18 protein-coding genes are annotated in these 19,523 nt (G+C 72.1%); 14 read left to right on the top strand and 4 right to left on the bottom strand.

Annotated features, from left to right (window positions below):
• Positions 1-117: 117 nt before the first annotated feature.
• The 5 genes from G3A44_RS12080 to G3A44_RS12060 all read left to right on the top strand — a co-directional run bounded on the left by G3A44_RS12080 (position 118) and on the right by G3A44_RS12060 (position 4,931).
• Positions 118-1,179 carry a hypothetical protein gene (locus G3A44_RS12080; protein ID WP_163457779.1) on the top strand — a complete coding sequence of 354 codons (1,062 nt, stop codon included), beginning with the start codon at positions 118-120 and terminating at the stop codon, positions 1,177-1,179.
• Between the two features lie 58 nt (positions 1,180-1,237).
• Positions 1,238-1,789 carry a copper chaperone PCu(A)C gene (locus G3A44_RS12075; RefSeq protein WP_163457778.1) on the top strand — a complete coding sequence of 184 codons (552 nt, stop codon included), beginning with the start codon at positions 1,238-1,240 and terminating at the stop codon, positions 1,787-1,789.
• Positions 1,790-1,915: 126 nt separating this feature from the next.
• Positions 1,916-2,572, top strand: coding sequence for a Crp/Fnr family transcriptional regulator (locus G3A44_RS12070; protein ID WP_163457777.1), 657 nt, complete (start codon positions 1,916-1,918; stop codon positions 2,570-2,572).
• Between the two features lie 30 nt (positions 2,573-2,602).
• The gene (locus G3A44_RS12065; protein WP_163457776.1) at positions 2,603-3,076 is read left to right on the top strand and encodes a copper chaperone PCu(A)C; all 474 of its coding nucleotides are present in this window, start codon (positions 2,603-2,605) and stop codon (positions 3,074-3,076) included.
• Between the two features lie 136 nt (positions 3,077-3,212).
• The gene (locus G3A44_RS12060; protein ID WP_163457775.1) at positions 3,213-4,931 is read left to right on the top strand and encodes a TolC family protein; all 1,719 of its coding nucleotides are present in this window, start codon (positions 3,213-3,215) and stop codon (positions 4,929-4,931) included.
• A gap of 7 nt (positions 4,932-4,938) precedes the next feature.
• Here G3A44_RS12060 and ruvA read toward each other — a convergent pair whose 3' ends face one another.
• Positions 4,939-5,514 carry a Holliday junction branch migration protein RuvA gene (gene ruvA / locus G3A44_RS12055; RefSeq protein ID WP_163457774.1) on the bottom strand — a complete coding sequence of 192 codons (576 nt, stop codon included), beginning with the start codon at positions 5,512-5,514 and terminating at the stop codon, positions 4,939-4,941.
• Positions 5,515-5,623: 109 nt separating this feature from the next.
• On the opposite strand from ruvA, the gene G3A44_RS12050 reads away from it, so the two are divergent.
• The 8 genes from G3A44_RS12050 (at position 5,624) to G3A44_RS12015 (ending at position 14,624) form a co-directional block, all read left to right on the top strand.
• On the top strand, positions 5,624-7,525 hold the full coding sequence (locus G3A44_RS12050; RefSeq protein WP_163457773.1) for an Lnb N-terminal periplasmic domain-containing protein: 1,902 nt from the start codon (positions 5,624-5,626) through the stop codon (positions 7,523-7,525).
• Between the two features lie 231 nt (positions 7,526-7,756).
• Positions 7,757-8,245 carry a DUF3015 family protein gene (locus tag G3A44_RS12045; protein ID WP_163457772.1) on the top strand — a complete coding sequence of 163 codons (489 nt, stop codon included), beginning with the start codon at positions 7,757-7,759 and terminating at the stop codon, positions 8,243-8,245.
• A gap of 116 nt (positions 8,246-8,361) precedes the next feature.
• A complete protein-coding gene (locus G3A44_RS12040; RefSeq protein WP_163457771.1) occupies positions 8,362-9,486 on the top strand; it encodes a PhoH family protein in 1,125 nt (374 codons plus the stop codon).
• Positions 9,487-9,562: 76 nt separating this feature from the next.
• Entirely contained in the window at positions 9,563-10,027 is a 465-nt protein-coding gene (gene ybeY / locus G3A44_RS12035; protein ID WP_163457770.1) for an rRNA maturation RNase YbeY, read from the top strand.
• A 197-nt stretch (positions 10,028-10,224) separates the two neighbouring features.
• Positions 10,225-11,625 carry a tRNA uridine-5-carboxymethylaminomethyl(34) synthesis GTPase MnmE gene (gene mnmE / locus G3A44_RS12030; RefSeq protein WP_163457769.1) on the top strand — a complete coding sequence of 467 codons (1,401 nt, stop codon included), beginning with the start codon at positions 10,225-10,227 and terminating at the stop codon, positions 11,623-11,625.
• A gap of 5 nt (positions 11,626-11,630) precedes the next feature.
• Positions 11,631-12,953: a glycosyltransferase family 4 protein gene (locus tag G3A44_RS12025; RefSeq protein WP_163457768.1), complete on the top strand. Its 1,323-nt coding sequence runs from the start codon at positions 11,631-11,633 to the stop codon at positions 12,951-12,953.
• A 45-nt stretch (positions 12,954-12,998) separates the two neighbouring features.
• Entirely contained in the window at positions 12,999-13,946 is a 948-nt protein-coding gene (locus G3A44_RS12020; RefSeq protein WP_163457767.1) for a glycosyltransferase family 2 protein, read from the top strand.
• A gap of 207 nt (positions 13,947-14,153) precedes the next feature.
• Positions 14,154-14,624: a cyclic nucleotide-binding domain-containing protein gene (locus G3A44_RS12015; protein ID WP_163457766.1), complete on the top strand. Its 471-nt coding sequence runs from the start codon at positions 14,154-14,156 to the stop codon at positions 14,622-14,624.
• Between the two features lie 31 nt (positions 14,625-14,655).
• On the opposite strand, the gene G3A44_RS12010 is transcribed toward G3A44_RS12015, so the two are convergent.
• From G3A44_RS12010 to G3A44_RS12000, 3 genes are all read right to left on the bottom strand, one after another.
• Positions 14,656-15,222, bottom strand: coding sequence for an adenine phosphoribosyltransferase (locus G3A44_RS12010; protein WP_163457765.1), 567 nt, complete (start codon positions 15,220-15,222; stop codon positions 14,656-14,658).
• Positions 15,223-15,295: 73 nt separating this feature from the next.
• Positions 15,296-16,267 (bottom strand): MBL fold metallo-hydrolase, encoded by a 972-nt coding sequence (locus G3A44_RS12005; protein ID WP_163457764.1) that lies wholly within the window; start codon positions 16,265-16,267, stop codon positions 15,296-15,298.
• A 181-nt stretch (positions 16,268-16,448) separates the two neighbouring features.
• Positions 16,449-18,446, bottom strand: coding sequence for a monovalent cation:proton antiporter family protein (locus G3A44_RS12000; protein ID WP_163457763.1), 1,998 nt, complete (start codon positions 18,444-18,446; stop codon positions 16,449-16,451).
• Positions 18,447-18,536: 90 nt separating this feature from the next.
• Here G3A44_RS12000 and G3A44_RS11995 point away from each other — a divergent pair, with 90 nt between their 5' ends.
• Positions 18,537-19,523: a KpsF/GutQ family sugar-phosphate isomerase gene (locus G3A44_RS11995; RefSeq protein ID WP_239061840.1), complete on the top strand. Its 987-nt coding sequence runs from the start codon at positions 18,537-18,539 to the stop codon at positions 19,521-19,523.

Genomic DNA, 19,523 nt, shown 5'->3' with positions numbered 1-19,523 from the left:
TGGTTGCCGTCGGCCCGTGCGCATGGTGGTACGCAGGCCGTTACCCCGGAAGAGTTGGGCTGGCAGGTTGGGGCTGCCGCGGCTCTGGCCCACACACGGTCCGCTTCGGACTGGCCGGTGGCCCGCCACCCTGGGGTGTTGCTCACCGGCGGTGCCCCTGACAACCAGGCAGGTCGCCTGGTGCTGCAGCAGGCTGAATTGCTCGGTGCCTGGCGTTGGCATGAGTCCTGGGCTGGGGCCTGGTCGCTGGCCGGGCACGATGGAGAGCCCCTTCGCACGGAATCCGCCCTGGTCGAGACCCGGCACCAGATCGCCGGCGCCCAATGGGCGTTGCGGTTGGGCCGGCAGCCCATGGGCCTGGGCGATGTGGTGGACGGCGCCGCACGCCTGCAGGACTATGGGCAGAAGCCCTTGGCGCATCGCGCCGCGCTGGGAGACGCTGAGCCTGAGGACGGCCTGCGTCTGTCGTGGCGGCCGCCACCGGAGGATGGCTGGCAGGCGTTGTCTGTCGGGCTATGGCGAGGACGCGGTTTTCCGGGCAGCCAGGCCGGGGCGTGGGCACCCAGCCTGCTGGCCCAATGGGGACATGGCCATGCGACGCTGCATGGCTTGGCGGCCCACTGGCGTCCGCAGGCGCGAGGCGCCACCGCCCTGATGGCCGATGGCATGCCGGCTCACCACCACGGCGTGCCGGACTGCCGCGACACGACCACTGGGAGGGTCTGCTTCTCGGGTCGCAGTACGGTGCTGGGTGTGTCGGCGGCTGTGGACGGCTGGATGGCAGACCGGCTCCTGCTGCAGGGGGCGTGGCTGTGGCGCCGCGAACGCGGCGCCCTCTATGACGCCACCCGCGAGGCGGAGCTGCGCAGCGACGTGCAGGGCGCCTGGGTCGACCTGCAGTGGCGTTGGGGCGAGGACTGGCGCACAGGCGGGCGCTTGGAGCGACTGGTTCCTCGCAACCGGGTGGCTGGGCGGGCGCCCGCGGAGCTGGCTGCCGCCGCGGGACTGGCTGAGGCAGTGGCCGTGCATCGAGCCACCGCCACCTTGCAGTGGCGCTGGCAGCAGGCGCTGGGCCTGACGTTGGAGGTGGGGCAGGAGCGGGCCTCCGGGCAGTCCCCACAGCCCTGGGGTGCTCTTCGACTGACCTGGGACAGGCCCACGCTTCTCGAAGGACACTGATGACCGACTGCTCATTTCCCGGTGGTGCATGCCTGCTCACCCATCCGTAGGAGACCTCATGTCCTTTTCCTTTTTGCGTGCTGGGCCCACCGTGGTGGCAGACCGTGACCGACGTCGTGCCGCGGGCCTGCTGATGGCCGGTGCGGGCGCCGTCGTGCTGGCCCTGGCCCCCCTGGGCGCCCTGGCCCACGACTACCGCTTTGGCACGCTGGTCGTCGACCACCCCTATGCGCCACCGTCCATCACCGGACAGCCTGACGGCAGCGTCTACATCCGCACCCTGCGCAATGGCGGTGACCAGCCCGAGCGGCTGCTGGGCGCCAGCACCCCCGTGGCCCAGTCGGTGGAGATCCACCAGATGACGCTGGATCCGGCCACCCAGGTCATGCGCATGCGGGCGGTGGAGGCCGTGCCCGTGCCAGCGCAGGGGGAGGTGTCCCTCAAGCATGGCGGCAGCTGGCACTTGATGCTCATCGGGTTGAAGCAGCCGCTCCAGCACGGCGACCGCATTCCGCTGACCCTGCGCTTCGAGCGTGCCGGCACGCAGGAGATCCGGGTCTGGGTCATGCGCCTGCGTGAGGCCGGCAACACCGCGGCCCATCAGCACTGAGGGTGGCGTGATTGATACAGCGCAATGGCCTTGTGGCCCGGAACTCGGTATAAACCCGGGCCTTCGCTTGACCTGAATCAGACTTGGCCGGCGGCCACGTGCCGCACGGCTTTGCAGTACCTCGCCATGACGCCTTCTGCCACGCTTGCCGCTCCCCTCGCCCCCGAACAGGAACTTCAGGTGGGTGAGGTGCTTTTCGAGGCCGGCGGCATGGGCCCGGTGTGGCAGCTCCAGACGGGTGCGTTGCGCCTGGACCGCGTCAGCCGCGAGGGCCCGCGCTTCATGCAGCTGGTGCTGCCGGGCGACCTGCTGGGCCTGGAGCTGCTGGCCGCCTACCCCTATGCCTACACCGCGCGGGCCCTGGTGCCCAGCCGCGCCGTGGCCCGCCAGCCGGTGACCGAGGCCGAACGCCGCCTGATCCTGGTTGAAGGCCTGGCGCAACAGCAGCGGCGCATCGAGGACCTGGTGGCCCTGCGCACCGGACCAGCCCAGGACAGGCTCAAGCACCTGCTGCTGCTGCTGGTGCCGGCCGACATGCCCTGGAGCGGCACCGTGGCCGAGCTGGCCCTGCCCACGCTCAAGGACATGGCCGCCATCCTGGATACCGCGCCCGAAACCGTCTCGCGCATCTTTGCCAACCTGCGCCGTACCCAGATCCTGGACACCCGCCAACGCCAGAGCGCCAGCTTCAGCCTGGCCCGTCTGCGTGAGGTGGAGTGGCCCACCGGCATGACGCGCAGCGATGGCCTGCTGCGCCAGCCCCAGGCGCCCGAGGCGGCCTGACCACCTGCCCATGACCTACAGGACCTGACCATGCGATCCCTGCTGACCACCGCCTGCCTGCTGACCGCGCTGCTCGCCCCGCTGGCCGCCAGTGCCCAGACCACCGTCAAGGATGGCTGGGTCCGGGGCACCGTGGCCCAGCAGAAGGCCACCGGCGCCTTCCTGCAGATCACCTCGGCCCAGGGGGGGCGCCTGGTGTCGGCCGCCTCGCCGGTGGCGGGCGTGGTGGAGATCCACGAGATGAAGATGGAAGGCAACGTCATGCGCATGGCAGCCGTGCCCTTCCTGGAGCTGCCCGCCGGCAAGGCGGTGGAGCTCAAGCCGGGGGGCTTCCACATCATGCTCATGGCCCTCAAGCAGGCCCTGCCCGCCGGGCAGGACGTGCCGCTGACCCTGGTGGTGGAGTCGGGCGGCCGGCAGGAAACCCTGCAGCTGAGCCTGCCGGTGCGCCCGCTGGGCGCGGCGGCGGCGCCGGCGGGTGGCAACGCCCACCACGGGCACTGACGGGCCGGGGAGGCCCGGTCAACCCGTCGCCGGCCTCGGGCGTTGGCCGTGCGGGGCGCCGCGCGGCACAATCCGCGCCCGCTTCCGCCGGCGCCGCGCCGGCCTCAACCTCCCCATGCCTGTGCCGCCGCCCCTGATGCCGCGCCCGCCCGCGCGGCCTCTGCCGCCCCCCTTCATGGTCAGCCTGCTGGCCCTGCTGCTGGGGGGGTGCGCCCTGATCAGCCCGCCTGCCACCCCGACGCCCGAGATGCCGTCGGTGCCGGTGCCCGAAGCCTGGCACCAACCCGACGACGACGAGGGCCTGAGCATCCAGCCGCGCTGGTGGCTGGGCTTTGAGGACCCGGCGCTGGAGCGCTTTGTGGAGCAGGCGCTGCGCAGCAACGTCCGGATGTCGGTGGCGCTGGAGCGCCTGCACCGTGCCCGCCTGGCCCTGCGCCAGGCCTCTGCCAGCCGCTGGCCCAGCGCCAGCGCCGGGGTGGACGTGTCGCTGGACCAGCCTATGCGCCAGGGCGGCGGCACCGCCACCCTGGACCTCTCCGCCGGGCTGAGCTACGAGGTCGACCTGTGGGGCCGCCTGGCCGCTGCCCGCACCGCCGCCGAGTTCGAGGCCCTGGCCACCCAGGAAGACCGCCTGGCCACCGCCCTGGCTCTGGTGGGCGAGGTCACGGCCCAGCACTGGGAGCTGTGCCTGGCCAACGAGCAGCTGGCGCTGCTGGACGCCGAGGTGCGCGATGTCGAGTGGATGCTCACCATCGTGCGGGTGCGCCACAAGGCCGGCGCCGTGCCCGAGACCGACGTGACCGAGATTGAGCAGCTGCTCGACAGCCTGCACCTGCAGCGCCTGGAGCTGCGACGCAACCGCGGCACCGCGCGCCAGGCCCTCTCGCTGCTGCTGGGCGCCTGGCCCGAGCCACCCGCCGGCGAAGGGCTGATGGTGCCCCGCGAAGGCCTGCCGCCCCTGCCGGCGGGGGATCCGGCCGCGGTGGTGGCCCGCCGACCCGACGTGCGCGCGGCCGAGGCGCGGCTGCGCGCCCAATTTCTGGCGGTGGACGAAGCCCGCGCCCGGCTCTACCCCGGCCTGGAGTTGAGTGCCAGCCTGTCGGCCAGCAGCGAACGCTGGCTCAAGATCCTGAGCAATCCCACCCTGAGCCTGGGCAGCGGCCTGCTGTTGCCACTTCTGGAAGGGGAGCGGCGCGCCCTGGACCTGGAGGCCGAGTATTCCCGGGCCGAGGAAGCCGCCCTGCAGTACCGTCATACCGTCATGAGCGCCCTGTCCGAGGTGGAGAACGCCTTGGCGGAGCGCCCCTATCTGGTGGAACGGGTGGCCCGCCTGACCCGCGGCGCCGCGTTGGCCGACCGGGCCGAGCGGGTGGCCAAGGCGCGCTTTGAGGCCGGCCTGAGCAATGCCATGCCCTGGCTGGAGCAGCGCCGCCAGAAGCGCGACAGCGTGCTGGCGCTGGCCAAGGGCCGGCGCGACCTGCTGGGCGCCCAGATGCGGCTGTACCTGGCCCTGGGTGGCGACAGCGGCCTGGCCGATGCGGTGGACCGCCGGCCCGAGGACCCGCTGGCTGGCGTGCCCGGCGCGGCCCCGCTGCGCACCGTCAACCCTTTGCCGGGCGTGGTGGTGCCGGCGCCTCAGCGACCTGCCACCACCCGGCCAGCCTCGGGCGTGCGCGCCAGCGAGGCGGGCGCCGCGGCCAGTCGTGACCCCGGGGCCGATCCCGCGCGGGGTCCTGCTGCTGTTGCCACGGTGCCCGAGGCGGCAGCGCCCGCGGCCAGTGCGCCGGTGGTGCTGCCCCCCCTGCCGGCACCGCCTGTGCTGCCCCCGCTGCCACAGGGCGGCGAGGGGCGCTGAGCGGTCCTCAGCCCAGGGCCTTGAGCGCCAGCTTGATGCCCTCGCTCACCCCCACGCCCAGCGGCAGCTTCTTGAGTGCGGCACTGGCGTCCTTGTCGTTGTAGCCCAGGGCCATCAGCGCCTGCTGGATGTCCAGCTGCACATCGTCCACCGGCCCGGCGGTGCCCGGCAGGCTCAGGTCGGGGCCCAGCTTGCCCTTGAGTTCCAGCAGCAGGCGCTCCGCCGTCTTCTTGCCGATGCCCGGCACCTTCTGCAGGCGTGCGCCCTCCTGCCGGCTCACCGCCCCGGCCAGGTCGGTCACCGACAGGCCTGAGAGGATGGCCAGCGCGGTGCGCGGCCCGATGCCCGAGATCCGCACCAGCTCGCGGAAGGTGGCCCGCTCGGCCACCGTCAGGAAACCGTAGAGCAGGTGCGCGTCCTCGCGCACCACCAGATGGGTCAGCAGCGTGACCTTCTCGCCCAGGCCCGGCAGCACGCAGAACGTGCTCATGGGCACATCCACCTCATAGCCCACGCCCCCCACATCAATCAGCACCAGGGGCGGGGATTTCTCGGCCACCAGGCCGGTCAGACGTCCGATCATGGGGCGGGATCATAGCCAGCGGGCCTGCCGCGATACTGCCGGCATGAACTTGCGAGAAAGACCGGGCGGGAGGGCGCCAGTCTGCCGGTGGGGGCGCCCAGGGCGCTGGTTGGCGGGCTGGGCGCTGGCGTGCGCCGGGCTCGGGCCTGCCGGCGCCCAGGCCCTGCCCGCGGCACCGGACGCAGGGCCGGACCTGCGCCGCTGGGCCGACAGCCCGGCATGGCGCCAGCTGCTGCACTGGGACGAGACCGCCGGCCGCAGCCGCATCCGCAGCCCCGGCTTCTTTGCCAGTCCCCAGGGCGACCAGGACCCGCTGGCCGAGCTGCAGGCCACCCTGCAGCTGCTGGACGGGCCGGTGCCCCCAGGGGCCGGGGCGCCGGCGGCCTGCCGCTGGCCGGCCCGCCGGCTCTGGTTGATGGAGCAGGGTCTGCTGCCATCGGCATCCAGCCCCCTGCCCGCCGGCTGCGCCGCGCTGGCCGCCTGGGCGCGCTGGGACGAACTCACCGGCGTCAGCCTGATCCTGGTCAGCGGCTACCTGGGCAACCCGGCCTCCACCTTCGGCCATGCCCTGTTGCGCCTGGACACCCGCAGCGGCGCCCGCGTGGGCGGGCGCACCGACGTCAGCGTCAACTTCGGGGCCCTCATCCCGCCCGGCGAAGGGGCGCTGCCCTATGTGGTCAAGGGCCTGAGCGGCGGCTATGTGGCCACCTTCTCCGACAAGCCCTTCTATGCCAACGACCTGGTCTATGCCCACACCGAGTTCCGCGACATGTGGGTTTACCGGCTGGCCCTGGACGAGGGGCAGCGGGCGCGGTTGGTGCTCCACCTGTGGGAGCTGCTGGGACAGGCCTACGACTACTACTTCCTGACCCAGAATTGCGGCTGGCGGCTGGCCGAGGTGGTGGCCTGGGCCACCGGGCGCCCGGTGGCCGACGCACCCACCGCCTGGTATGCCCCGGTGGAGCTGTTCCATGCCCTGCACCGCGAGGACCGTCCTGAGGCACCCACGCTGGCCGAGCCACCGCAGTACAAGCCCTCGGCCGACCGGGTGCTGCAGGCCCACTTCGACCGCCTGGCGCCCGAGGCCCAGGCGGCCGCCCGTCGCCTCATGGCCGCCGGCCCGCAGGCCTTGGGCGATGCCCTGGGCCCCGCCCTGCATCCCTTGCCGCTGGCACAGCAGCAAGCCCTGCTGGAGACCCTGCTGGCCTGGGCCGAGGTGCGGCTGGCCGCCCAGTCTCCAGACGTCCAGAGCGAATCCCGGCAGCTCAAGGATCGCCTGCTGCTGGCCCGCTTGCGCCTGCCCGCGCGGGCCCAACCGCCCCTGGAGATGACGCCTCTGCCCTCGCCGGCACTGGGCCATGCGCCCACCCTGATCGGCCTGGGGCTGGGGCGCAGCCGCGGGGCGGCCGGCTGGCATGCGCAAGGGGAGCTGGCGGCGTTCTCCTACGAGCGTGCGGGCCGCCATGGCCTGCCGCAGGGCGAGCTGGTGGCCGGCCACCTGCGCTGGCGCAGCCGCGACCGGCAAGACGCCGGCGGTCCGGTCCGGGTGGAGGCGGCGGACCTGTTCCAGGTTCTCAAGCTGGGGCGCTACAGCGCCCTGGACGGGCCGCTCTCCCGCCTGTCCTGGCACCTGCGTGCGGGGGTCGACCGGCGCACCGTCCCGGTGGCGTCCGGCCGCGCGCCCGCCCCCCTGCGCCTGGCGCTCGAAGGTGGCCTGGGCGCCGCCTCGGCCCCCTGGTCCGGCCTGGACATCTGGCTCATGGGGCAAGCCCGCTGGCGCGAGGGAGAGACCCCCCGGGTGGGGCCCTGGCTGGGCGCGACCTGGCGCCAGGGCGGGGTGGGCGCCTGGGCTGACTGGCAGCACCTGCGTGGCGGCGACGGGACTGTCTGGCGCGGCCAGCGCCTGGGTCTGGTGGCGGACGCGGCGCCCGGGCAGACCTGGCGCGTGAGCCTGGACCGGGAGGGCGCCAGCCCGGCCAGCCTGCAGGTGGGGGTGCAGTTCTTCCGCTGACGGGGGATTTGTTGCGAAATTGCAACTTCCGGCCCTGCCACATGGCTGTACGGCGCGTCAGGGTGAACCCGATGGCAGCCCGTGGCGCCGCCGAGGTGGTGCTCCCTTCGGTCGATTGACGGCCGGAGGCTTCTGGGCTCCACTTTGCTACCGGGCTCCGCCCGGTTGACCACAACAGCCGCGCCGCACAGCCAAGTGCGGCCACCCCACCACTTCCACCAGGGAAATTTCGTGAAACTCAAGCTCACCGCCGCCGCCCTCGTCTGCGCCGCCTCCACCTTCGTCGCGCCGGCCGTGCAGGCCCGTCCGCTGGCTGACGTCTACACGCAGTGCGGCATCGGTGCCATGCTGTTTGCCGACACCAGCTGGGCGGCCGTGACCTCCAACATCCTCTGGGACTGGGGCACCACCGCCATCAGCTCGGATTTGTCCTCCGCCGACAACTGCAAGGGTGGCCAGGCCAAGACCGCCGCCTTCATCTTCCACAGCTATGCCCAGCTGGAGCAGGACCTGGCCCGCGGCGAAGGCGAGCACCTGGATGCGCTGATGGCCACCGCCGGCTGTGCCGCCCCGGCCCAGGGCCAGGTCAAGACCGCCCTGCGTAGCCAGCTGGCCACCCGCGTGGCCAGCCCGGACTATGCCCAGGCCACCCGCCTGGACAACGCCCGCGCCCTGCTCGATACCCTGAACGCCCAGGCTGCCGGCACCTGCACCATCTGAGGCCGCTTCCGGCCTGCGCCCGGCCGCCCCGTGCGGCCTGGCGTCCGACAGCCGCCCACGGGCGGCTTTTTTCATGGGTGGGTGTCGGGGCAGCCCTGCGGCGACAATCCGCGCCCATGCCTTTGCGTCACACCTTCACGCCCCTGGACAACATCCGCCTGGCCCACTTGTGCGGGCCCATGGACGAGCATCTGCGCGCCATCGAGGCGGTGCGGCCGGTCACCATCCACCGCCGTCAGGGCGCCTTCCGCCTGGAGGGCCGCCAACGCGACGCCGAGGCCGTGCTGGAGCTGCTGCAGGCCCTCTACGAGCGGGCGTCCAAGCCGATTGCGCCCGAGCAGCTGCAGCTCATGCTGGACGACCTGCGCCGTGGGCAGGCGGCGCCGCGCGCGGCCACACCCGAGGGTGACATCGTGCTGCACACCCGGCGCGCCGACCTGAGCGGCCGCACGCCCCACCAGGTGCAGTACCTGCGCCAGATCCTCTCGCACGACCTGACCCTGGGCGTGGGCCCGGCCGGCACCGGCAAGACCTTTCTGGCGGTGGCTTGCGCGGTGGATGCGCTGGAGCGCAACCATGTGCAGCGCATCATCCTGACCCGCCCGGCGGTGGAGGCCGGCGAGCGCCTGGGCTTCCTGCCCGGTGACCTGACGCAAAAGGTCGATCCTTACCTGCGGCCGCTCTACGACGCGCTGTACGACCTGATGGGCTTCGACCGCGTCACCAAGGCCTTTGAGAAGGGGCTGCTGGAGATCGCGCCCCTGGCCTTCATGCGCGGGCGCACGCTCAACCACGCCTTCATCATCCTGGACGAGGCGCAGAACACCACCCCCGAGCAGATGAAGATGTTCCTCACCCGCATCGGCTTCGGGGCCAAGGCGGTGGTGACCGGGGACATGAGTCAGATCGACCTGCCGCGCGGCACGCCCAGCGGTTTGGTGGATGCGGTGCGCGTCTTGCAAGGGGTCAAGGGGGTGGCCAGCACGCGCTTCACCTCGGCCGACGTGGTGCGCCACCCGCTGGTGGCCCGCATCGTGGAGGCCTATGACGCGCAGGACCGGCCCGCGCCGGCTGTGGACATCCCGGTGGACAAGCCTGTGCGCCCAAGCCCGCGCAAGTCTGTGGCCAAGCCCGTGGACAAGGCGGTGGGCAAGGCGGTGGACTCCCCCGTGGCGGCCGCGGCACCGGCGCCGGTGGCACCACGGCGCCGGACCCGCGCCACCCCCATCACCTCGGGTTGACCCCGCCCGAGTCCGCCGCCTCCGCCGAAACGCCGGGCCCGTCCCTTCTCCACCGCTTGCCTGCCACGCCATCCCCATGTCCGCCCCCTTGCCTGCGCTGAGCCTGTCCCTGCAGTTCGCCGACCCCCGTCACCGTGCGGTGCTGAGCCGCCACCGCGTGATCCGGGCGCTGCGCCATGCCCTGGCCGCGCCGGGCGAGTTCACCGTCCGGCTGGTGGACGAGGAGGAGGGGCGCGCCCTCAACCAGTCCTACCGCCAGAAGGACTACGCCACCAACGTGCTCACCTTCGACTACGCCGCCGAGCCGGTGGTGGTGGCCGACCTGGTGTTGTGCGCGCCTGTGGTCGAGCGCGAGGCCGCCGAGCTGGGCGTGGACCTGCTGGAGCACTACACCCACCTGCTGGTGCACGGCGCCCTGCACGCCCAGGGCTGGGACCACGAAACTGGCGAGGCCGATGCCGAGGCCATGGAGGCCGAGGAGACCGCCATCCTGGCCGGCCTGGGGCTGCCCGACCCCTACCGCCACCGCGCCAAGGGCTGACCCTCGCCGCGCCCGGGAGGGCGGACGGTGGGGCCCTCAAGTCCCCTGCCGTGCAGCCGAAAAACACGGGGCGGGGCATTGCCTGGCCCGTCTGGGCCAGCCTGGAGGCGCCCGGGTCAGCGGTGTAGGTTTTCCCGCCGGCGCCTCCCCCCGCGCCAAGGTCCGGCCTCCTCCCCGCGCCCGGGGACAATCGCCCCATGTCGTTAGGCCGTCACCTCGATCCCATCGTGGCCATCGCCTCCGCCCCCGGGCGTGGGGCGGTGGGCATCGTTCGCGCCTCCGGGCGCGACCTCAGCCCCTTGGTCCAGGCCCTGCTGCGGCGCCCGCTTCGGCCGCGGCATGCCCACTACGGGCCGTTCCACGCCGCCGATGGGGCGGTGCTGGACCAGGGGCTGGCGCTGCACTTTCCTGCCCCCCACAGCTACACCGGCGAAGAGGTGCTCGAGCTGCAGGCCCATGGCGGGCCGGTGCTGCTGCAGCTGCTGCTGGCCCGCTGTCTGGAAGCCGGCGCCGGCATGGGGCTGCGGCTGGCCGAGCCGGGCGAGTTCACCGAACGCGCTTTCCTGCACGACAAGCTGGACCTGGCGCAGGCCGAGGCGGTGGCCGACCTGATCGACGCCAGCACCGAGGCCGCGGCCCGTTCCGCCGGCCGGGCGCTGGCCGGCGAGTTTTCCCGCGAGGTTGGCGGTGTCAGCGAGCGGCTGGTGCGCCTGCGCATGCTGGTGGAGGCCACGCTGGACTTTCCCGAGGAGGAGATCGACTTCCTGGAGAAGGCCGACGCCCGGGGCCAGCTGGCGGGCATCCGGTCGGCGGTGCAGGCGGTGCTGGGCCGCGCCCGCCAGGGCGCGCTGCTTCGCGAGGGCCTGCGCGTGGTACTGGCCGGACAGCCCAACGTGGGCAAGAGCTCCCTGCTCAACGCCCTGGCCGGGGCCGAACTGGCCATCGTCACCCCCATCGCCGGCACCACCCGCGACCGGGTCAGCGAGACCCTGCAGATCGAAGGCGTGCCCATCCACATCACCGACACCGCCGGCCTGCGTGATGAGGCCCAGGCCAGCGACGAGGTCGAGCGAATCGGCATGGCCCGCAGCTGGGAGTCCATCCAGGGGGCGGACGCCATCGTCTTCCTCCATGACCTGACCCGGCTGGACGACCCCGACTACCAGGCGGCCGACCGGCAGATCGCCCAGCGGCTGGCCGCCGCCGATCCCGCACGCCTGCTGCAGGTCTACAACAAGGCCGACGCGCCGGGCGCTGCCGCGCCGCCCCCCGGTCCCCAGGGCGCGGAGCCGTTGTGCCTGTCGGCCCGCACCGGCCAGGGACTGCAGGCCCTGCGCCAGGCCCTGCTGGAGCGGGCCGGCTGGCAGGCGGCGCCCGAGGGCGTCTTCATCGCCCGCACCCGGCATGTGCAGGCCTTGCGCCGCTGCGCCGCCCACCTGGAGCAGGCTGCCGACCTGGCCGCCCAGGCCGACGCGGCCCTGGACCTGCTGGCCGAGGAGCTGCGCCTGGCCCACCAGGCCCTGCAGGCCATCACCGGGCAGTTCAGCGCCGATGACCTGCTGGGCGAGATCTTCAGCCGCTTCTGCATCGGCAAGTGATGGCCATGACCCGTCCCCTGCCGCTGCCGTCGCCGGCGCCCGAGAGGGCGCCTGCCGGGGTGTCTGACGCCCCCCTTGAGGCCCCGCCCGGCGCCCCTGTGGCCTACCTGGCGCCCGAGCTCTATGGCCTGTCGGCCACCTTCGTCTACGAGGAGATCGCGGCGCTGGAGCGTCGTGGCTGGGCCGTGGCCCCCTTCTCGGTGCACCGACCGGCCCAGCCCGCGCGGGGGCAGGAGGCATTGCAGGCCCGCACCCGCGTGCTGTACGACGGGGCGCCCGCCCTGCTGGCTGGCGCCGCCCGTGGCGCCTGGACCGCGTTGCGCCATCCGGTCGCCCTGGCCCGTGCCCTGGGCTGGCTGGTGCAGGACGTGCTGCGGGTCGGCCCGCACCGCCTGGCCGCCTGGAAACTGGTCTGGCAATGGGCGGCCGCCCTGCGCCTGGCCCGCTGGCTGCGTCAGCGTGGCTGTGTGCACCTGCACATCCACTTTGCCCATGTGCCGGCGCAGATCGGCATGTACGCCGCGGCCCTGTCCGGGCTGGGCTTCACCATCACGGCCCACGCCAACGACATCTTCGAGCGCAAGCTGCTGCTGCCCCAGAAGGCCCGCCGCGCCCAGGCCCTGCTGACCATTTCCGACTACAACCGGCGTTATCTGCAGACCCAGGGGGTGCCCGACGCGCGGCTGGCCGTGGTGCGCTGCGGCGTGAGCCTTCAGGCCGGGGCGCCGCGCCCGGCGGCCGCCGCCGGCACGCCGCTGCGCGTGGGCAGCCTGGGCCGCCTGGTCGAGAAGAAGGGCATGGACGTGCTGCTGCGCGCCCTCGCCCAGGCCGTGGCCCAGGGCCAGGACCTGCAGCTCGACATTGCCGGTGACGGCCCCTTGCGCGAGCCGCTGCAGGCGCTGGCCCAGACGCTGGGCGTGGCGCCTCGGGTGCGTTTCCTGGGGGCCATGGGCCATGCCCAGGTGGCGGCTTGGCTGGGCAGCCTGGACGTCTTCGCCCTGGCCTGCCAGGTGGATGCCCAGGGCGACATGGACGGCGTGCCCGTGGCCCTGATGGAGGCCATGTCCCAGGGCGTGCCGGTGCTCTCCACCCGCCTGTCGGGCATCCCCGAGCTGGTGGTGGACGGCCAGACCGGCCTGCTGGCCGAGCCCGGCCACGCCGACAGCCTGGCCGCCCAGCTGATGCGGCTGGCCGGTGACGCCGCGCTGCGGTCGCGGCTGGGGGCAGCCGGTGCCCGCCATGCGCTCGACGAGTTTTCCCAGCAGGTCAACCTGGACCGGTTGACGGCACACTTCCGGCGCGCCCTGGCCGCCGCCGGCCGGACCTGAGCCCGCCGCCCCGCGCCCTGACGACCTTTACCCCACCCACGCGACATGACCTCCCACGCCAAGGCCGCCGACGGCCGCGCCGCCCAGGGCTACCTGCTCATCTCCCCCTGCCGCAACGAGGCCGACTACATGCGCCGCACGCTGGACAGCGTGGTGGCCCAATCGGTGCAGCCGGCCCTGTGGGTGATCGTGGACGACGGCTCCACCGACGCCACCCCCGCCATCCTGCGCGAGTACGCCGAGCGCCACCCCTGGATCCGCATCGTCACCCGCGCCGACCGGGGCCACCGTGCCGTGGGCCCGGGGGTGATCGACGCCTTCTACACCGGCTACGGTGCGGTGGATGTGGACGCCTACGAGTTCCTCTGCAAGCTCGACCTGGACCTGGACCTGCCCCCGCGCTACTTTGAGCGCCTGATGGCGCACATGCGTGAGGACCCGCTGCTGGCCACCTGCAGCGGCAAGGCCTATGTGCGGGATGCCCGGGGCGCGCTGGTGCATGAGCGCCATGGTGACGACACCTCGCTGGGCATGACCAAGTTCTACCGCACCGACCGGTTCAAGGCCATGGGCGGCTTTGTGCGGCAGGTGATGTGGGACGGCATCGACTGCCACCGCTGCCGCATGATGGGCTGGCGGGCCTGCAGCTGGGATGAGCCCGAACTGCGCTTTGAGCACCTGCGTCCCATGGGCAGCAGCCAGACCGGCATCCTCACCGGCCGCATGCGCCACGGCTTTGGCCAGTACTTCATGGGCACGGGTTTCCTGTACCTGCTGGCCAGCGCGCTCTTCCGCCTCAATGAGAAGCCGCTGCTCATCGGCAGCGCGGCCGTGGTGTGGGGTTGGCTGCGTGCGGCCCTGACCGGCCAGGCCCGCTACGAAGACCCGGACTTCCGCCGCTTTCTGCGCGCCTACCAAGGGGACGTGCTGCGTCTGGGCAAGGCCCGTGCCCTGGCACGGGCCGAGGCCCGCGGCCGGGCGGCCGGCCGCTGAGCGCCGGGGCGGGACGGAAGTCCCCCCGGCTGCCGTGCTGTTTCCGCCGGTAAGCGCTGCGAGGCCATGTTGTCACCGCCGACGGGCGGAGAGCCTGCGCCGATGGGCGCGCCGGGCTGCCTTGGACTTCAGGGGGGTGGACTTTCCATAATCCCCCCACTTTGTCAGTGCCTGACCTGGATCAAGGTCAGGCGTCCCGGAGGCAACATGGTCATCGACAGACTGGTCCAAGCCGTGCAGACCCTGGGGTTGGAAGAGGGGTTCCACGCGCGTTTCGACCACCAACAGTGGGGCGTGCTGGCGCACTACCTCCAGCCCGAACTCGTGCCGCGCGGCACCATCCTCATCCACTACGGCGAGCAGGGCCACAGCATGTTCCTGCTGGAGTCCGGCACGCTGCAGGCCTATGTGCCGGACGCCACCAAGGGGCGCCGGCGCATCTCCATCCTGCGCCCGGGGGCCGTCTGCGGCGAGCTCAGCCTGTTTGGCAGCGCGCCGCGCATGGCCCAGGTCGAGGCCATGTCCGCCTGTTCGGTCTGGTGCCTGACGCGCGCCCGCTTTGAGGAGCTGACCCAGCGCCAGCCCACGCTGGCCATGGAGCTGATGCGGGCAGCCGGCGGCGTGGCGGCGCGCCGGGTGCGCCTGCACCACGAGCGCGGTGTGCCGCTGCCCTGCTGAGCCGGCGGCTGAGGGCCGCGGCGCCGGGGGCTCAATGCCCCTCGAAGTCCACCAGCGTGTAGAGGGGCAGGCCGGCGGCATGCAGCTTGGCCGAGCCGCCCAGCTCGGGCAGGTCGACGATGGCGGCCCCTTCGATCACGGTGGCCCCCAGCTTCTCCAGCAGACGCTTGCCGGCCATCATCGTGCCGCCGGTGGCGATCAGGTCGTCGATCAGCAGCACCCGGTCGCCCGGCTTGACGGCGTCGGTGTGCAGCTCCACGGTGGCGCTGCCGTATTCCAGTTCGTAGGTCTCCTCCACCGTGGTGAAGGGCAGCTTGCCTTTCTTGCGGATCGGCACAAAACCCACGTTGAGCTCGTAGGCCAACACCGAGCCGATGATGAAGCCGCGCGCGTCCAGCCCGGCCACCACGTCGGGCCGCATGTCGAAGTAGCGGTGCACGAACTGGTCGATCAGCACCCGGAACACCCGCGGGTTCTGCAGCAGCGGCGTGATGTCGCGGAACTGCACCCCGGCCGCCGGCCAGTCCGGCACGGTGCGGATGTGTTCGCGGATGTAGTCCTGGGGGCGCAGGCTCAGCAGGTCGGTGGCGGAGGTCATGTCGGCAAGAGGCATCACTAGAGGGCAGCGCGGGGCTGCCAGGGGGCCGGCATTGTCGCCGCCTTGACCGGCTTCAGACGGGCTTGAACTCGTAGCCTTCGCCCTCGGCCACCATGCGGCCCAGCGCCGGGAAGGGGAAGTGGAAGCCGCCCACCAGATGGCCTTCGCTGACGACCTTCTGGAACACCTGGCGGCGCACCTGCCGTGCCGCCTCGGCGTCCATGTCGAACTGCACCGCCCAGTCCGGGCTGCGGGCGAACAGCGAGGGGATGTTGGTCAGGTCGGCCAGGTACAGGAAGCGCTCGCGCACGCCGCCATCGAACTCGAACAGGGTGTGGCCGGGCGTGTGACCGTAGGCGGCCATGCTGCGCACGCCCGGCAGCAGTTCCGTGCCCGGCTCGAAGCGCTGCAGGCGCTCGGCCGGCAGCCCGCCGAAGACCCGCCGCGCGTTCTGGAAGCCGCCCTTCATGGCCGCCGGGGCCGCCTCCATGCGGGCGTCGTCCATCCAGAAGCCGTATTCCGGCGCGGGCACCCAGATCTGCGCATTCGGGAAGGTCCAGGTGCCGGCCTTGTGGCGCAGGCCGTTGATGTGGTCGCCGTGGAAGTGGCTGACCAGCACGGTGTCGATGTCCCCGGCCTGCAGGCCGGCCGCTTGCAACTGCGCCAGCAATTTGCCGGTGGTCGGGCCGCCCAGGTCGCCCAGGCCGCTGTCGATCAGGATGCGGCGCCCGCCGGCCACCACCACGAAGGGGGTGAACGGGATGTCGATGTAGTCGGTGGGCAGGCCTTGCAGGGCCAGCAGCGCGCGGACCTTGTTGAGCGGGGCGTTGCGGACGAACTCCTCGCCCAGCGGGCGTCGGGCTGCGCCATCGTTCAGGGCCAGGATTTCCAGGTGGCCCAGACGGTGGCGGCGAAAGCCCGGTGCGGGCAGGGTGGGGTTGCCCAGGTCGGTGTTCTGGGCCCAGGTCGGCACCAGGGCGCCGGCGGCAAAGGCGCCCGCCAGCGTGGCGGACTGGGTGACGAACTGGCGGCGTGAGAGGGCCATGGAGTCTCCTGTCTGAAAGGGGCGGCAAGGGCTGGCGGTGCTGGGGCAGGCCACTGGACCATGCCGGAGGTGCCCACCAGGACGCGCCATGGTCGTGACATGCGTCACGGCTTGCAGCATGACCCGCCCATGCCCGCGTGGGCATCCGGGCTTTCCTGCGCCGCCGCCCGGCCGCGCGCGCTCAGCCTGTCAGCAGGCGGGCCTCGGCCAGGGCCAGGGTCTCGGGAAGGCCGGCCAGCACCAGGGTGTCGCCCCCGGTGAGCTGCAGGGCTTCGCTGGGGCTGACCACCCGTCCGTCGGCCCGGCGCACCGACACCACGTTGACGCCCATGCCGTGCAGGGCTTGGTCGGCCAGGGTGCGGCCCACACATGCCGCACCCGGAGGCAGGGTGACCGAGCGCAGGCGCTCTTGCGCCCGCTCGTCGGCGGTGTCGTCGTCGGCACCGTGGAAGTAGCCGCGCAGCAGGCCGTAGCGGGCATCCCGGGCGTCCCGGGTGATGCGGATGACCCGGCGCATGGGCACGCCCACCAGGGCCAGGGCGTGGCTGGCCAGCATCAGCGAGCCCTCCACCGCCTCGGGCACCACCTCGGTGGCGCCAGCAGCACGCAGCTTCTCCAGGTCGGTGTCGTCCAGGGTGCGCACCACCACCGGCACCTGTGGGGCGTGCTCGCGCACCAGCTGCAGGATGCGCAGAGCCGACGGGGTGTCGTGGTAGCTCACCACCACCGCACTGGCCCGGGCCAGGCCGGCGGCCATCAGGCTCTGCAGGCGGGCGGCGTCACCAAAGACCACGCTCTGGCCGGCGGCGGCGGCCTGGCGTACCCGGTCCGGGTCCAGGTCCAGGGCCATGTAAGGAATGCTCTCCTGGGTGAGCAGGCGCGCCAGGTTCTGGCCGCTGCGGCCGTAGCCGCAGATGATGATGTGGGCCTCGGTGCGGATGGACTTCTTGGCGATGGTGGTCAGCTGCACCGACTGCATCAGCCAGTCGCTGGCCGCCAGCCGCATGACCACGGCGTTGGCATGCTGGATCACGAAGGGCGTGGCCAGCATCGAGATCACCATGGACGCCAGCACCGGGCTGAGCCAGTGGGCCGCGATGAGGTGCTGCTCGGCCCCCAGCGTGAGCAGCACGAAGCCGAACTCGCCTGCCTGGGCCAGGTACAGGCCGGTGCGCAGCGCCACCCCCGGTGCGGCGCGAAAGGCCCAGGCCAGCCCCGCCACCAGCGCCGCCTTGGCCATCAGGGGGACGGTGGTGAGCAGCAGCACCAGGAACCATTGGTCCCACACGGGCCGCCAGTCCAGCTTCATGCCGATGGTGATGAAGAACAGGCCCAGCAGCACATCGTGGAAGGGCCGGATGTCGGTTTCCACCTGATGCTTGAACTCGGTTTCGGCCACCAGCATGCCCGCCACGAAGGCACCCAGGGCCATGCTCAGGCCCGCGTGCTCGGTGATCCAGGACAAGCCCAGGGTGATGAGCAGCAGGTTGAGCACGAACAGCTCATCGCTCTTGCGCTTGACCACCAGCGTCAGCCACCAACGCATCAGGCGCTGTCCGCCCACCAGCAGCACCGTGAGCAGCACCGTCGCCTTGACCACCGCCAGTGCCAGTGCCCAGGCCAGATCGGCCGGGCTGGAGCCCAGCGCCGGGATGAGCACCAGCAGCGGCACCACCGCCAGATCCTGGAACAGCAGCACGCCGATGACCCGCTTGCCGTGCTCGCTCTCCAGCTCCAGCCGCTCGGCCAGCAGCTTGACCACGATGGCGGTGGAGGACATGGCCATGGCGCTGCCCAGCACCAGCGCGCCGCCCCAACCCAGCTCCCAGGGGCGGGCCGTGAAACTGAACAGCAGCGTCAGCAGCGCATTGCCGGCCATGGCCCCCAGCGTGGTCAGCGCCACCTGGCTCAGGCCCAGGCCAAACACCAGGGTGCGCATGCTGCGCAGCTTGGGCAAGTTGAACTCCAACCCGATGACGAACATCAGGAAGACCACGCCGAACTCGGCCAGGTACTTCACGCCCGCGGAATCCTTGGCCAGGGCCAGCGCGTTGGGCCCGATGACCACGCCCACCACCAGATAGCCCAGCATGGGGGGCAGCTTCAGGCTGCGGCATGCCACCACCCCGGCCACCGCGGCCACCAGATACAAGAGGACGACTTCGAGCGTGCTGACCATGGGCGGGGGAGGGGCCTGCGGGCGAGGGAATGCGGCCGCCGCAGGGGCGGCCACCTAGAATTCACCCCGATTCTGGACCAGGTGCCTGCCTTGAACTTCTCCACCGACTTCGATTCCGAACGCGCCCTGCGATTGGCGCGCGAAACCCTGCGCATCGAGGCCGAGGCCTTGGCCCACCTGCGTGACCAGCTCGACGCCTCGTTCATCGCGGCGGTGCAGGCCATCCTGGTGGCCCGCGGGCGGGTCATCGTCATGGGCATGGGCAAGAGCGGCCATGTGGGCCGCAAGATCGCCGCCACCCTGGCCTCCACTGGCACGCCGGCCTTCTTTGTCCACCCGGGTGAAGCCGCCCACGGCGACCTGGGCATGGTGACTGAGGCCGATGTGGTGTTGGCCCTGTCCAACTCCGGTGAGAGTGATGAGATCAACGCCATCCTGCCGGCCATGCGCCGGCTGGGCATCGTGCTCATCGGCATGACCAGCCGCGCCGAGTCCACCCTGGCCCGTCATGCCGATGTCGTGCTGCTGACCCATATCACCCAGGAGGCCTGCCCGCTCAACCTGGCCCCCACTGCCAGCACCACGGCCCAGATCGCCCTGGGCGACGCCTTGGCCGTGGCCTTGCTGGACGCCCGGGGCTTCCGTGAGCACGACTTCGCCCGCTCCCATCCGGGGGGGGCCCTGGGCCGCAAGTTGCTGATGCATGTGCGTGACCTGATGCGCACTGGTGAGGCCCTGCCCTGCATCACGCCCGACACCGGTTTCTTGGACATGATGCATGTCATGAGCGGCAAGGGCCTGGGCTTTGCCGTCGTGCTGCAGGACCAGCGGCCCGCCGGCATCTTCACCGACGGCGACCTGCGGCGCCTGATCGAGACCGGGGCCGACCTGCGCGCCCTGCGGGCCGGTGAGGTGATGAACCCGCACCCCAAGCTGATTCGCGCCGACGCCCTGGCGGTGGATGCGGCCGAGATGATGGAGCAGCACCGCATCACCAGCGTGCTGGCGGTGGATGCCGAGGGGCGCCTGGCCGGCGCACTCAACACCAACGACCTGATGCGCGCCAAGGTGATCTGA

This window comes from Ideonella livida (assembly GCF_010499455.1).
GTDB classification, from domain to species: domain Bacteria; phylum Pseudomonadota; class Gammaproteobacteria; order Burkholderiales; family Burkholderiaceae_C; genus Ideonella; species Ideonella livida.
This window is presented reverse-complemented; position numbering and strand designations above follow the sequence as displayed.

Coding starts and splice junctions, on each gene's coding strand:
- G3A44_RS12060 (WP_163457775.1), top strand. CDS start 3,213: ATGCCGCGCCCGCCCGCGCGGCCTCTGCCGCCCCCCTTCATGGTCAGC.
- G3A44_RS12015 (WP_163457766.1), top strand. CDS start 14,154: ATGGTCATCGACAGACTGGTCCAAGCCGTGCAGACCCTGGGGTTGGAA.
- ybeY (WP_163457770.1), top strand. CDS start 9,563: ATGTCCGCCCCCTTGCCTGCGCTGAGCCTGTCCCTGCAGTTCGCCGAC.
- G3A44_RS12000 (WP_163457763.1), bottom strand. CDS start 18,446: ATGGTCAGCACGCTCGAAGTCGTCCTCTTGTATCTGGTGGCCGCGGTG.
- G3A44_RS12075 (WP_163457778.1), top strand. CDS start 1,238: ATGTCCTTTTCCTTTTTGCGTGCTGGGCCCACCGTGGTGGCAGACCGT.
- G3A44_RS12005 (WP_163457764.1), bottom strand. CDS start 16,267: ATGGCCCTCTCACGCCGCCAGTTCGTCACCCAGTCCGCCACGCTGGCG.
- mnmE (WP_163457769.1), top strand. CDS start 10,225: ATGTCGTTAGGCCGTCACCTCGATCCCATCGTGGCCATCGCCTCCGCC.
- G3A44_RS12065 (WP_163457776.1), top strand. CDS start 2,603: ATGCGATCCCTGCTGACCACCGCCTGCCTGCTGACCGCGCTGCTCGCC.
- G3A44_RS12020 (WP_163457767.1), top strand. CDS start 12,999: ATGACCTCCCACGCCAAGGCCGCCGACGGCCGCGCCGCCCAGGGCTAC.
- G3A44_RS12010 (WP_163457765.1), bottom strand. CDS start 15,222: ATGACCTCCGCCACCGACCTGCTGAGCCTGCGCCCCCAGGACTACATC.
- G3A44_RS12070 (WP_163457777.1), top strand. CDS start 1,916: ATGACGCCTTCTGCCACGCTTGCCGCTCCCCTCGCCCCCGAACAGGAA.
- G3A44_RS12040 (WP_163457771.1), top strand. CDS start 8,362: ATGCCTTTGCGTCACACCTTCACGCCCCTGGACAACATCCGCCTGGCC.
- ruvA (WP_163457774.1), bottom strand. CDS start 5,514: ATGATCGGACGTCTGACCGGCCTGGTGGCCGAGAAATCCCCGCCCCTG.
- G3A44_RS12025 (WP_163457768.1), top strand. CDS start 11,631: ATGACCCGTCCCCTGCCGCTGCCGTCGCCGGCGCCCGAGAGGGCGCCT.